The organism is Bacillus sp. ISL-45, from assembly GCF_018613195.1.
In the GTDB taxonomy this organism is placed as follows: domain Bacteria; phylum Bacillota; class Bacilli; order Bacillales; family Cytobacillaceae; genus Mesobacillus.
Window position 1 is genome coordinate 1 of sequence record NZ_JAGGQQ010000001.1, and the last position, 12,576, is coordinate 12,576.

The following is a 12,576-nucleotide window of genomic DNA, read 5'->3' on the forward strand; positions in this document are numbered from 1 at the left end:
CATTAATATGGACTTGACTTTTCCCGGCACCTGTTTAGGCACTGAAACGAGGTTCCGTTTCCTTTCAAGCTTTCCCGGCACCTGTTTGGGCACTGAAACAAGATTTCCGTTCCCTTTCAAACCTTTCCGGCACCTGTTTGGGCACTGAAACAAGATTTCCGTTCCCTTTTAAGCTTTTCCGGCACCTGTTTTGGGCAATGAAACGAGGTTTCCGTTTCCTTTTAAGCTTCCCGGCACCTGTTTGGGCACTGAAACAAGGTTTCCGTTTCCTTTTAAGCTTTCCCGTTACCTGTTTGGGCACTAAAATGAGATTTCGGTTACGGTTTAAGCTTCCCCGAGACCCTGTTTGAGAAGATTCTCCCCCCCATTTGTAATTAAACCCCAATCGGCTATTAGATCGGCAAGCTTGCAATCAGGCTGTTATACACTTTTACCGCAAGATAAATAATACCCAGCACGAGCGTACTCCAGAGGATGACCTGGAAGAACACTGTTCCAATCAGTCCTGCCGCTGTGAGCTTGGGGCTGATTTTATAAACAAAGTAAATGAAATAGACCATAGTTGCCAATAAAAATATGGACCCTATCCCAGTGAAGCTGAAGAAGCTGGCCAGTGCTGCGATTCCGCCAGCAAAGTAAACAATGGCTCCTTTTCGGATCAGTTTCAGGCTCTCTCCTTCATGGTCCCTAGAAAATAATAAAAGGCTGACCTCATTGATGGTATCGGCAATCAGCTTCAAAGCCGCGAATACCATGAAATAGACCACCATCAGCAAAGCCAGCAAGGATAGCTTAATTCCGGTATCTGAAAAGAATTCCAGCATCCCATCGTAAATCCCGGCATTTTTCAGGATGGAGATTAACTCGATTTCCGTTCGCAAAGACAGGGCCAGGCTGAACATAATAATCGACAGTAGCGGAAAGTAGCCTGTTAAGTATGGGTTTCTCATAGAACAATTCACTCAATTCTTTCATTTCCTGCTTCTCATTATGAAAGAAATTATAGTGACCGGCAACAAGAATATGAACCGTAATCCTCCCAGAGCTAACCAGCAGAAAAATCCCACAAGAAAAAAGCCCCTTTTCAGGAACTTTAATTTTTTTTGAAACCTTTTTGTATCTTGTCCGTATAAAAAGGTTGGTGTTACTGCGGAACAATCCGGACGTATTCTCTTGAACCAAATGGTACATAAGTGGCTGTTTCAACCTCGTCCATATCTGATTGCTGGATTTCCAGCACTCCAGGTCCTTTATTTGACAACTCTTTTTCATCGTTTTGATCGAGAATCATGAACCCCGTGAACAAACTCAGGAATATCCCAACGCATACAATCAGCTTTCGGGCCATGGCTTATCCCCCCTATTCACTGTTAGTATGCAAAAAGAATCATGATTTTATTCAGCAAAGGATAAAACCTTGATTTTTCAAGGTCGATGACATGCATCGCCAACTTTTTTACGATATAATTTTCACATCAGTGAGTTGGAGGCATGAACTTGGTTAAATTGGCAAAAAATATAATGTTAAGCCATGAATATGGAATTAAATAAGGAGGTATTATCTTTTGTCTTTACTTCACCTTGCAGTTTTATCACCGCTTTTACTCGCGATCTTAATTCCATTTTTACATAAGTATTTCAAGAGTATCCATACGGGCTGGTTCCTGCTGCCGCTTCCGGCCGTGCTGTTTGCCTATTTCCTGCAGTTCATCAGCACAACAGGACATGGCGGGACGGTTATGGAGACCGTACCCTGGATTTCTTCGCTTGGAATTGATTTCACGTTAAAAGTTGACGGCCTTGGGCTATTGTTCGCCCTGCTGATCACTGGAATCGGCGCATTGGTTGTCCTGTATTCGATTTATTATCTAAATCCGGACAAAGAGAAGCTGAATACTTTCTATGTCTACCTGCTTTTGTTCATGGGCGCGATGCTCGGAGTCGTTTTGTCGGACAACCTGATTGTGCTCTATACTTTCTGGGAATTGACCAGTTTTTCGTCTTTCTTGCTGATTGGCTACTGGAACCATCGTGAACGATCTCGCTACGGTGCGCAAAAATCGATGCTAATCACCGTTTTCGGAGGATTATCGATGCTCGGGGGCATCCTGATGCTGTATATCATCACAGGGACCTTCAGCATTACAGAAACAATCGAAATGTCCAATGAAGTCGTGAACCACCCTTTATTTACCGCGACACTGATTCTGTTCTTGCTGGGGGCTTTTACAAAATCAGCTCAGTTCCCATTCCACATCTGGCTTCCTGATGCAATGGAAGCACCAACGCCGGTCAGTGCGTACCTGCACTCTGCGACGATGGTAAAAGCGGGAATCTATCTTGTTGCCCGTATGACTCCTGTGTTCGCACATTCAGGCACCTGGGTCTGGCTCGTTGCCGGAGTTGGAGTGATTACATTATTCTGGGGTTCGTTCTCAGCGGTAAAACAAACGGATTTAAAAGCGATTCTTGCTTTTTCGACTGTCAGCCAGCTCGGAATGATCATGTCGCTTCTTGGCGCGGGTGCCGCTGCGCTGCATTATGGCACAATTGAAAATGGCTATTATATCGTTGCCGTCACTGCCGCAGTGTTTCACCTGATCAACCACGCAACTTTTAAAGGAAGCCTGTTCATGGTAACAGGGATCATTGATCATGAAACGGGTACAAGGGATATACGCAAGCTTGGCGGATTGATGAATTTCATGCCGATCACCTTCACGCTTGCGATCATCGGCACTTTTTCCATGGCCGGGATTCCGCCGTTCAACGGGTTCCTGAGCAAGGAAATGTTTTTCACTGGCATGCTGCGTGTAGCAGAAATGGATATTTTCAATATGGACACATGGGGCATCCTGTTCCCAATCATTGCCTGGACAGCAAGTGTTTTCACATTCCTGTACAGCATGATGTACGTCTTCAAGACCTTCATGGGCAAATATCAGCCTGAGAAATTGGAAAAGAAACCGCATGAGGCACCAATCGGCATGCTGATTTCACCGGTTATCCTGGCTTCACTTGTGATCATTTTCGGTATTTTCCCGAACGTCCTGTCTCATAACATCATTTCGCCGGCAATGGGATCGATCCTGCCATCACTGCTCGAAAGCGGGGAAGGATTCGATGTCCATATCTCTCACTGGCACGGGCCGACTGCTGAATTGTTCATGACAATTGGTGTTATCACATTCGGGTTATTGCTCTATAAGTTCATGCCTAAATGGGCAGGAATTTATAGCAAGCTTCCATCACGCATGTCATTCAATCGTTTCTATGACCGAGGCCTTGAACTCATGGAGCTGACATCAAGAAACATCACAAAGTCGTACATGACCGGATTTATACGGTCATATCTCGTTTATATTTTTTCATTCTTTATTTTGGCTCTGGCTTCGACACTGATCTTCAAGAACGCATTCAAACTGGATTTGAGCAGTGTCGCACCAATTCACTTTTTTGAAGTTGTGCTTGTTCTGATCATGGCCGTATCCGCAATTACCATCTTGTTTGCCAAATCAAGGCTGACTTCCATCATCCTGCTTGGTGCGGTTGGCTATACGGTAGCACTCTTTTTCGTCCTGTTCAGGGCGCCTGATCTTGCACTTACACAGCTGGTCATTGAGACTGTATCTGTTTCACTGTTCCTTCTGGCGTTTTATCACCTGCCGCAAATCAGGAGAGATGAAGAGAGAATCCGGTTCAGGGCTGCTAATGCACTGATCTCGATTGGTGTAGGGGCGATTGTGACGATGATTGCCTTATCTGCCCACAGCAATAAGATCTTCGGCTCCATTTCAGAGTATTATGTTGAAAATACTTATAAAAAAGCCGGCGGTGAAAATATGGTCAACGTCATCCTCGTTGATTTCCGCGGCTTCGATACAATGTTTGAAATTGCCGTTCTTGGCATTGCTGCACTTGGTATTTTTGCGATGATCAAGCTTCGGCTGACAAGGGGGAGAGAACTTGATGAAAACAAATGATATCATCCTCCAGACTGTTACAAAGTTCGTCCTGTTCGTCATCATCCTGTTCTCAATCCACCTGTTTTTCGCAGGCCATTATTATCCGGGCGGTGGGTTCATCGGCGGATTGATGACGTCTGGAGCAATTGTATTGCTTTTACTGGCATTCGATATCAAGACTGTCAAAATGATTTTGCCGTTTGATTATATTAAAGTTGTCGCTGTCGGTCTGCTCATTGCGATTGGAACAGGTGCTGGTGCGTTATTTTTCAATATGCCGTTCCTGACACATGCATTTACTTACGCTTATTTGCCGCTCCTCGGCAAGACATCTTTACATACAGCGGTATTGTTTGATACAGGGGTCTTCCTTGTCGTCATTGGTGTGACAATGACCATTATTCAAACGATTGGAGAGAGCGAATAATGGAAATCTTAATGGCTTTTCTAATTGGAATTTTATTTATGACAGCCACTTACCTCATGCTTTCAAAAAGCTTGCTCAGGATCATTATTGGGACAGGGCTGTTAAGTCACGGTGCCCACCTTCTCCTGCTGACAATGGGAGGCTTAAAAAGAGGTGCGGCCCCGCTCCTGGGAGAGCATGCCCCATCCTATGCCGATCCGCTGCCACAGGCACTGATCCTGACAGCGATCGTCATCAGCTTTGGTGTTACAGCATTCTTCCTGGTTGTGGCCTACCGTGCCTACCAGGAGCTTGGAACTGATAATATGGATCGCTTGAGAGGAAAGGAAGGACATGAATAATCTAATCATATTACCCATCTTGATTCCTCTGATTACAGGGGTTGTACTTATTTTTTTCACTAAAAACATCATGGCCCAGCGATGGATTTCAGCGATAAGCGCACTGCTCACGATAGTGGTTTCCTTCATGCTGGCTAACCATGTTTATCGGAATGGCATCCAGACGATGAATCTCAGTAACTGGGAAGCACCATACGGCATCACGCTTGTATCGGATATGCTTTCTGCCCTGCTTGTATTGACGACAAGTATCATCGCATTTGCAGCGTTGTTTTACTCCTTCAAATCCATAGGAGAAGATCGTGAAAGATTTTTCTATTATCCAGTCGTCAACTTTTTGATTGTCGGGGTTAATGGAGCCTTTACTACGGGTGATATTTTCAACTTGTTTGTATTCTTCGAAGTGATGCTGATGTCATCATATGTATTGATTGTGTTGGGCGGAACCAAAATCCAGCTCCGAGAATCGATTAAATACATACTCGTGAACGTTATTTCATCTGCCTTGTTCGTCATCGCTGTCGCCTATTTGTATTCAGTGGTAGGGACGCTGAATATGGCGCATATTTCCGTAAGGCTCAGCGAGGTCGGAAGCGCAGGGATCATAACAGTTATTGCCGTCCTGTTCCTTATTGTCTTCGGACTGAAAGGCGCGATCTTCCCGCTTTATTTCTGGCTGCCAGGATCGTATTACGCGCCGCCAGCACCTGTCATGGCGCTGTTCGGGGCATTGCTGACCAAGGTTGGCGTATACTCGATCACCAGAACCTATACATTATTCTTTTACCATGATGTCGGCTATACACATCAATTGCTGCAAGTCCTCGCTATCATGACGATCATTGCCGGGGTAATTGGGGCACTGGCTTATACTGATATCAAAAAAATCATTATCTATAACATCATCGTTGCCGTCGGTGTCATCTTATTCGGGGTATCCGTCCTGACACCTGAATCTCTCACTGGATCGATTTTTTACCTGATCCACGACATGAACATTAAGGCGACACTGTTCCTGTTGATTGGGATTATCATCGTGATAACCGGGACGAGCGACCTTGAGAAAATCAGCGGACTGATCAACAGATACCCTGCACTTGGGTGGACATTCTTCATTGCTACAGCCGCACTTGCCGGCATTCCGCCGCTCAGCGGTTTCGCAGGCAAATTGATGGTTGTGCGCTCTGGATTTGAAGCTGAAAGTTATATTGGTTCCTTCGTTGTACTGATGTCGAGCTTGCTTGTCCTGTTTTCAGTCATGAGGATTTTTATAAGAGGCTTCTGGGGAACACCAAGAGCCTATAAGAATGAGGAAAAAGCACCTGTAAAATGGCTGCTCGTTGCCCCTGCAATTTTAACTGTGTTCGCTGTGTTATACGGCTTCGGAACCGAGGCTATTTATCCGGTTATTTCAACAGCCGCCGAAACGCTTGCCAATCCGGAAATCTACATCAATGCTGTTTTAAAGGAGTGATGAGCTATGGCTTTTCAAATCTTGCTGAATTTCATTCTGGCCTTTGTCTGGATGTTCCTTAAGACATCCTACTCCCCGGCCTCCTTTTTTGTCGGGTATTTCTTCGGCCTGCTCATCATTTATATTTTCCGGCGCTTCTTCACTTCCCGCTTCTATTTATTGAGGGTAGTGGCCGTATTGAACTTGATTTATATTTTCACTCTGGAACTGATCCTTTCAAATATTTCCGTTTTAAAGGCAGTACTTAGGCCAAAGCTTAATATCAAGCCTGGCATCTTCGCCTTCCCGACAGAATTGAAGGAAGACTGGGAAATTACGATGCTCGCAAACCTGATCACTTTGACTCCTGGAACGCTTGTCGTCGATGTTTCACCTGACAACAGGATATTGTATGTTCATGCGATGGATATCAGTGATGCGGATGAAGCAATCCAGAGTATCAAAAATACGTTTGAAAAAGCGATTATGGAGGTGAGCCGATAATGTTTGAAGCGGTTTTATGGGTTTCAGTTACCTTCATATCACTTTCGATGATCGGTCTTATTTATCGAGTGATCAAGGGCCCAACCGTAGCAGACCGGGTAGTGGCCCTCGACGCAATCGGCATAAGCCTAGTTTCTGTGATTGCTTTAGTATCAGTTGTTCTTGAAACCAGTGCTTTCCTTGATATCATCCTGCTGATTGGGATCCTGGCATTCATCGGAACAGTTGCCTTTTCAAAATTCCTTGAGAAGGGAGTAATCATGGAATATGACAGAAATAGAGATCGTTAAGTTTTTTGCTGGCTTGTTCATCCTGTTCGGAGCATTTCTAAGCCTTGTGACTGCTTTTGGTCTGATCAGACTTCCAGACGTTTATACAAGGACCCACGCAGCATCGAAAAGTGCCACTATGGGAGTGATGCTCGTATTGCTGGGCACCTTTCTTTACTTCTGGTTGATTGAACATCATTTCAATTCCCGTTTATTGCTCGGGGTAGCATTCATTTTCCTCACTTCTCCTGTTGCAGGGCATTTGATCGCAAGAGCTGCCTATAACAGCGGGGTCAAGCTATCAGACCGCACTGTCCAGGACGACCTTGCAAAAGCACGGAAAGCTATGAAAGCTAAAGAATTGAAATAATTTAGATAAAAGGTCATCAGGTATATCCACCTGATGGCTTTTTTTGTCCATGTAAAATTCAATTTTTATCCATACCAACCAAAGGATTAGTCACGTATAGTTAAGATATGATTAGGATTCCTGTTTTGCGGAATGGAGGTTAAGTGTTATGAACGATGCAAGAATCTCAATTGTCGGCGGCGGAATCAGCGGGTTAAGCACAGCAATCGCACTGCAAAGAAATGGAATATATGTGGAGGTGTATGAAAAAGAAAAAAATGCACATGAACCTGATACCGGAATCATCCTAAGCGGCAATGCCATTCGAGCCTTCTATATTATGGGATTGGGACCCGAATTGCGTGCAGGCGGATTAGATGCTGACGGCTGTTTGCTTAAATCCGATTCGGGCAGTACCATCGCCGAATTCGACTATCACGCACCATCCCATATCCCAAATTACCTGTTCATCCACCGTTCAGAACTTCATAGAATTTTGACAGATGCACTCCTTCCTGGATCTCTCCACTTTGAAAAGCATATGATTGATTTTAAACACGGTGATGCATTGACATTATTTTTCGAAGATGGCACCAGTATAGAATCTGACTATCTTATCAGCTGCGACGGTGCTGCCTCAAAAACTCGGAGAAAACTGTTCCCGAATAGCAGCCTGGTTTATTCAGGTTTCTCCTGCTGGAGAGGCATCTTGGATGATCCGCCAATACAGGTGCATGACTACACTGAAACATGGGGGGCAAGGGGAAGATTTGGGATTGCCCCGTTAACAGATAATCAGGTGTTTTGGTATGCATTGAAAAAATCCTCTACAGAAAACAGCGACATGAGCGAATGGTCCCCTATCGATTTATTGTTCAACTTTTTTTACTACCATCAACCAATACAGGAAATACTGGAAAATACTTCCCACGACCAGATCATTTACGATAATTTATATGAATTGCAACCTTTAACACCGATTCATAAAGGTAATATCCTATTGCTCGGTGATTCTGCACACGCATCCATGCCCAATATAGGCCAGGGCGCATCACAGGCTGCTGAAGATGCTGTATATCTGGCAAAATGGATCAGCATGGAAGAAACAATTGATCAGGCATTTATAAAGTATGAAGTACACAGGCAGGAGCGTATGAAGGTAGTTAAAGACGAAATGAAAATTTATGGGTTGGCAGCGCGGATTGATTTCCCCGTCCTTTGCTCAATCCGGAACAAATTACTCCAGATGACGCCGGCTGCCTTTCATAACGAGAAGCTGAGGAGGGTGTTTGAAATAGAAGAAGATATGGATGCATTGTGATGGGAATGACTTTTGACAACTTTCCTTGATTTCCTATGAAAGCTGTCTGAACTTGGGCTCACTTCTGACAGGTTTTCTTTGTTTCCTGTGAAAGCTGTCTGTACTTGGGGTTACTTCTGACAGCTTTTCCTCTTCAAAAACTAAACCTGTCACAATCACGGCTGTTTCTTGACAGCTTTTCCTATTCCCACCCCAAACCTGTCAAAATAATCACTTTTTCTTGACAGCTTTTCCCCTTCACGAGCCAAACCTGTCATAATAACGGCTGTTTCTTGACAGCTTTTCCTCTTTACACCCTAAACTTGTCACAATACCGGTTTCTTGACAGCTTTTCCCCTTCACGAGCCAAACTTGTCATAATAACGGCTGTTTCTTGACAGCTTTGCTCCTCCCCAAGCCAAACCTGTCACAATAACCTCCTTTTCTTGACAGCTTTTCCCCTTCACGAGTCAAACCTGTCACAATAACCTCCTTTTCTTGACAGCTTTTCCCCTTCACGAGTCAAACCTGTCACAATTACCCCATTTTCCTGACAGCTTTTCCCTTTCACAAGCCAAACCTGTCACAATAACCTCCTTTTCTTGACAGCTTTGCTCCTCCCCAAGCCAAACCTGTCACAATCACCAAGCGATAATCATTTACTTTCTGCACTCTTCCTTTCAAAACCTGACCAAATGCAAAAACCAGCCAATTTGGCTGGTTCATTTCCTTCGTTTTATCACGGCGATTGTACATCTTGAAATGCAAACAAGGTTTTCTTCTTCATCGGTGATTTTTATATCCCAAACCATTGTTGTTTTTCCTTGGTGGAGGACAGTACCGACAGCTGTTACCAGGCCGTCCTTTTTTGCCTTGATATGGTTTGCGTTGATTTCAAGGCCGACCACTACTTCGTTTTCCTTGTCGACTAGTTCGAATGCTCCAACGCTGGCGACCGTCTCTGCAAGTGCGACAGAGGCTCCTCCGTGCAGCAAACCGAATGGCTGCCTCGTTCGTTCATCGACAGGCATTGTAGCGACTACTTTCCCTTTCTGCAGCTCGGTTATTTCTATTCCCAGTGATCCAAGAAGTGTGTTGTTAAGTTCCAATCTTATTACCTCCTTATATTTGGCAAACAATTTACTATCAAGAACAGGAAAAACTATTATTGTCCTTCACAAAAGGACGCATCATAAAAATGAGGTGATCCATATGAACCGAGTTCGTGAAGGCATGATTCCTGCGGTGCTAGGAACGGCTGTAACAGCAGCGGGCTACGCTATGAAACAAAATCGCAAAATCGATAAGATGGTTTCCAACACCATATTTGGTTTCGGGTTAGCCCATATTGTTCTGGGAGCCATTGACCTGGTTGAACACCGGAATGAGTTTTAGCCTGCCAATTAGGATACCCGGCATATCATTGCAATGACTGCTTTGTTGGAATGCGGCTTTTGAGCCACCTTTCCAAATGAATACACTCTTCAGGAGGCGGCTATTTTTGGCTGCCTCTCCTGATGAATACCCTCTTCAGGAAGACGGCTATTTTGGCTGCCTCTCCTGATGAATCCCCCTCATCAGCAGCAGCTATTTTGGCTGCCTCTCCTGATGAATCCCCCTCATCAGCAGCAGCTATTTTGGCTGTCTCTCCTGAAGAATCCCCTCATCAGCAATCAGCTATTTTGACTGCCTTTCCTGAAGGATAACTTCTTCAGTTCCAATCGCGGCCTTTATTTTTCTCCGGCGCAGGACGAAAATGAAAGTTATAATGGCGAGAGCAAGGATCACCAACCAGACTTCTTTGTTGTACTTCATGACAATGTCCATTTTATCTCCAAATAGATAGCCTAGGACAAAAATGATGGAGACCCACACGAAGGCGCCACTATAGGCAAAAATGGCAAAGGTTTTAAACGGAAGCCTGCTGAAGCCATAGAGCAAAGGCACCAAATATCGGACTCCCGGGGCAAAACAGCTCAACGACAATGAAAAAGCATGGTACTTCTCCATTAGCTTTATCGCAGACTCAATCGAATTCGCGAACCGTTTCTTTTTTTCCAATAACCGCAGCACTCTTCTCCCTATGATTCTTCCCAGTGAATAGCTGGAGGTAAAGGCTGCAGAAATCCCCATGTATGTAACCAAAAATGCAAGGACTGGATTCAATGCCCCTTTAGCCGAAGCGAGTCCTACAGTCATCAGAATAACCTCATTGGGAACTGGAATGACGAATACTCCGAACCATAGCCACAAAAACAAGCCCAAATAGCCATTATCTTCAATTATATTGATAACCAGCTCCAGATCCATGGGTCACCCCTCCATCCCACCTTGGTCCGATTCTATTTCACAATAGAAGTTAATATGTATAACAATTCTCCTTTCGTCCTTATTTCACCTCTTTTTTTCCTATTTTGCAGTGCTTTAGCTTTTCTCTTCTTCATACTTGAGGACTTATGTTCATACATTGAAAAAGGTCGAAAACTTACCCGTTAGGAAGGGGAAGCTGCTAATGCATTGTTTATTTTTTCATAAAAAGCATGCCAGGAATGTTAAAGCTCGTCCATATCCGGAAGTGAATGCAACACTGTTCAAAACTTCAGCAAAAAAAGCCATTTCTTTGATGGAAGACGCCAATCTCGTGATGACTAAAATAACTTCATCCACTTCTTTTTCCAGTGATTTAATGGCTGCCGCACAGCAATCTCAGCAAAATGAAGTAGAAAGATTGATCCACTCAACCGGGATTAAGAAGAAACCAAAAATCAAGTTTAACCCGGATGGTCTCACGATGAATTTCGTGGATTATGCAGGAGACAAAGAATGCTGCCATATCATCACGCAGCTGAGATGGGAATGAGGAATCTTAAAAAATGCCGCTGTTTCTAAACAGCGGCGATGTTAATTGGTTTCTGCATTTAATAATAAAACGGATATCCATAGCCGTATCCATAGCCGTATGGCGGGAATCCGCCGTATCCATAGCCATATGGACGCGGATATAATAGGGCGCTGCCTAACAGTCCTCCGAGTACTCCTCCAATAAACGGACCTCCAAAGCCATAACCAAAGCCAAATGGGCGTCTTCCACCATAGAATGGTCTTCTATACATCAAGCTACCTCCCTCATATATTTGCCTACATTACTTCATATGCAAACATAGAGGCTATTGAATGGGCGTTTGTCCATTAGATTAGAAAAAAAGCCTAATCCCAGGTCATCCGCTGTTCCTTCCATGGATCTCCATACATATGGTAACCATTTTCTTCCCAGAAACCGGGCCTGTTTTCAGAGACGAACTCAATGCCTCTGATCCATTTCGCGCTCTTCCAAAAGTACAGATGGGGAATCACGGCTCTCAATGGATAGCCATGTTCCGGGGTTAGCTCCTCCCCGTTATGGGAATGGGCAAGCAGGCTCGTTTCCTTAAGAAAATCCCCAATCGGAAGATTCGTCGTCCAATTTTCCTCAGCATGGAGAATGACATATTTAGCACTTTCGACCGGCCCGGCCAGCCTGGCTAACTCCTTGGCGGCAATCCCTTCCCACACATTATCCAGCTTCGACCAGCCAGTCACACAATGAATGTCGTTGCCGGATGTCATTTGCGGCAACGCCATTATATCCTTATATCGTAAAATTACTTCTTTTTCTACAAGACCAAAAATCTTCAAGCTCCACTCTTCCAGGTTCTTATAATACGGCACATTGCCATAATGCAGGACAGGAAAAGAGGTTGTGACATTTTGGTTCGGCGGGACTCTGTCCGATGGGCCCTTTTTACGCGTTTTTCCGAAATACATGTTTGATCACCCCTTTTTATCAGATAAGAAGGCTGTTTTCGTAACGATTGTTGTTAAAATCCTAAAGCAGATTTTAACTTGTATAAATCTCTTAGATGCGCTTTTCTTATTATCCTACCGAATTTCCTTTTTAAAATAAACAAAGCCGCCCTGCCCAAAGAGCA

The 12,576-nt window shown here is 44.3% G+C and carries 17 protein-coding genes; 11 read left to right on the forward strand and 6 right to left on the reverse strand.

Features of this window, described 5'->3' with window-relative positions; translation table 11 throughout:
* Window positions 1-392: 392 nt before the first annotated feature.
* Both J7E35_RS00005 and J7E35_RS00010 read right to left on the reverse strand, forming a co-directional pair.
* Window positions 393-950, reverse strand: coding sequence for a DUF5366 family protein (locus J7E35_RS00005; protein ID WP_214776182.1), 558 nt, complete (start codon window positions 948-950; stop codon window positions 393-395).
* Between the two features lie 194 nt (window positions 951-1,144).
* Window positions 1,145-1,348 carry a hypothetical protein gene (locus J7E35_RS00010; protein ID WP_214776183.1) on the reverse strand — a complete coding sequence of 68 codons (204 nt, stop codon included), beginning with the start codon at window positions 1,346-1,348 and terminating at the stop codon, window positions 1,145-1,147.
* Between the two features lie 217 nt (window positions 1,349-1,565).
* On the opposite strand from J7E35_RS00010, the gene J7E35_RS00015 reads away from it, so the two are divergent.
* The 8 genes from J7E35_RS00015 to J7E35_RS00050 all read left to right on the forward strand — a co-directional run bounded on the left by J7E35_RS00015 (window position 1,566) and on the right by J7E35_RS00050 (window position 8,629).
* On the forward strand, window positions 1,566-3,983 hold the full coding sequence (locus J7E35_RS00015; RefSeq protein ID WP_214776184.1) for a Na+/H+ antiporter subunit A: 2,418 nt from the start codon (window positions 1,566-1,568) through the stop codon (window positions 3,981-3,983).
* Window positions 3,970-4,392: a Na(+)/H(+) antiporter subunit B gene (locus tag J7E35_RS00020; protein WP_214776378.1), complete on the forward strand. Its 423-nt coding sequence runs from the start codon at window positions 3,970-3,972 to the stop codon at window positions 4,390-4,392. Before J7E35_RS00015 ends, J7E35_RS00020 begins: the two co-directional genes overlap by 14 nt.
* Complete coding sequence (locus J7E35_RS00025; RefSeq protein ID WP_102264175.1) at window positions 4,392-4,733, forward strand: Na(+)/H(+) antiporter subunit C; 342 nt, start codon at window positions 4,392-4,394, stop codon at window positions 4,731-4,733. Before J7E35_RS00020 ends, J7E35_RS00025 begins: the two co-directional genes overlap by 1 nt.
* Window positions 4,726-6,207 (forward strand): Na+/H+ antiporter subunit D, encoded by a 1,482-nt coding sequence (locus tag J7E35_RS00030; protein ID WP_214776185.1) that lies wholly within the window; start codon window positions 4,726-4,728, stop codon window positions 6,205-6,207. Before J7E35_RS00025 ends, J7E35_RS00030 begins: the two co-directional genes overlap by 8 nt.
* Window positions 6,208-6,213: 6 nt before the next feature.
* A complete protein-coding gene (locus J7E35_RS00035) occupies window positions 6,214-6,690 on the forward strand; it encodes a Na+/H+ antiporter subunit E (RefSeq protein WP_192472624.1) in 477 nt (158 codons plus the stop codon).
* A 47-nt stretch (window positions 6,691-6,737) separates the two neighbouring features.
* On the forward strand, window positions 6,738-6,980 hold the full coding sequence (locus J7E35_RS00040; RefSeq protein WP_483297206.1) for a Na(+)/H(+) antiporter subunit F1: 243 nt from the start codon (window positions 6,738-6,740) through the stop codon (window positions 6,978-6,980).
* Window positions 6,958-7,329: a monovalent cation/H(+) antiporter subunit G gene (gene mnhG, locus J7E35_RS00045; RefSeq protein WP_214776187.1), complete on the forward strand. Its 372-nt coding sequence runs from the start codon at window positions 6,958-6,960 to the stop codon at window positions 7,327-7,329. The genes J7E35_RS00040 and mnhG overlap by 23 nt, the downstream gene beginning before the upstream one ends.
* A gap of 148 nt (window positions 7,330-7,477) precedes the next feature.
* Entirely contained in the window at window positions 7,478-8,629 is a 1,152-nt protein-coding gene (locus tag J7E35_RS00050; RefSeq protein ID WP_214776188.1) for an FAD-dependent monooxygenase, read from the forward strand.
* Window positions 8,630-9,330: 701 nt separating this feature from the next.
* Here J7E35_RS00050 and J7E35_RS00055 read toward each other — a convergent pair.
* Window positions 9,331-9,717 carry a PaaI family thioesterase gene (locus J7E35_RS00055; RefSeq protein ID WP_214776189.1) on the reverse strand — a complete coding sequence of 129 codons (387 nt, stop codon included), beginning with the start codon at window positions 9,715-9,717 and terminating at the stop codon, window positions 9,331-9,333.
* A 103-nt stretch (window positions 9,718-9,820) separates the two neighbouring features.
* On the opposite strand from J7E35_RS00055, the gene J7E35_RS00060 reads away from it, so the two are divergent.
* Entirely contained in the window at window positions 9,821-10,003 is a 183-nt protein-coding gene (locus J7E35_RS00060; RefSeq protein ID WP_167833633.1) for an asparagine synthase, read from the forward strand.
* Between the two features lie 122 nt (window positions 10,004-10,125).
* Window positions 10,126-10,314 carry a hypothetical protein gene (locus J7E35_RS00065; protein ID WP_214776190.1) on the forward strand — a complete coding sequence of 63 codons (189 nt, stop codon included), beginning with the start codon at window positions 10,126-10,128 and terminating at the stop codon, window positions 10,312-10,314.
* On the opposite strand, the gene J7E35_RS00070 is transcribed toward J7E35_RS00065, so the two are convergent.
* Window positions 10,286-10,918 carry a DedA family protein gene (locus J7E35_RS00070; RefSeq protein WP_214776191.1) on the reverse strand — a complete coding sequence of 211 codons (633 nt, stop codon included), beginning with the start codon at window positions 10,916-10,918 and terminating at the stop codon, window positions 10,286-10,288. The genes J7E35_RS00065 and J7E35_RS00070 overlap by 29 nt on opposite strands.
* Window positions 10,919-11,120: 202 nt before the next feature.
* Here J7E35_RS00070 and J7E35_RS00075 point away from each other — a divergent pair, with 202 nt between their 5' ends.
* Entirely contained in the window at window positions 11,121-11,468 is a 348-nt protein-coding gene (locus tag J7E35_RS00075) for a YuzC family spore coat inner layer protein (RefSeq protein WP_214776192.1), read from the forward strand.
* A 58-nt stretch (window positions 11,469-11,526) separates the two neighbouring features.
* On the opposite strand, the gene J7E35_RS00080 is transcribed toward J7E35_RS00075, so the two are convergent.
* Together J7E35_RS00080 and J7E35_RS00085 are read right to left on the reverse strand one after the other, a co-directional pair.
* Window positions 11,527-11,721 (reverse strand): hypothetical protein, encoded by a 195-nt coding sequence (locus J7E35_RS00080; protein ID WP_214776193.1) that lies wholly within the window; start codon window positions 11,719-11,721, stop codon window positions 11,527-11,529.
* 94 nt (window positions 11,722-11,815) lie between these two features.
* Window positions 11,816-12,412 (reverse strand): sulfite oxidase-like oxidoreductase, encoded by a 597-nt coding sequence (locus J7E35_RS00085; protein WP_214776194.1) that lies wholly within the window; start codon window positions 12,410-12,412, stop codon window positions 11,816-11,818.
* Window positions 12,413-12,576 lie beyond the last annotated feature (164 nt).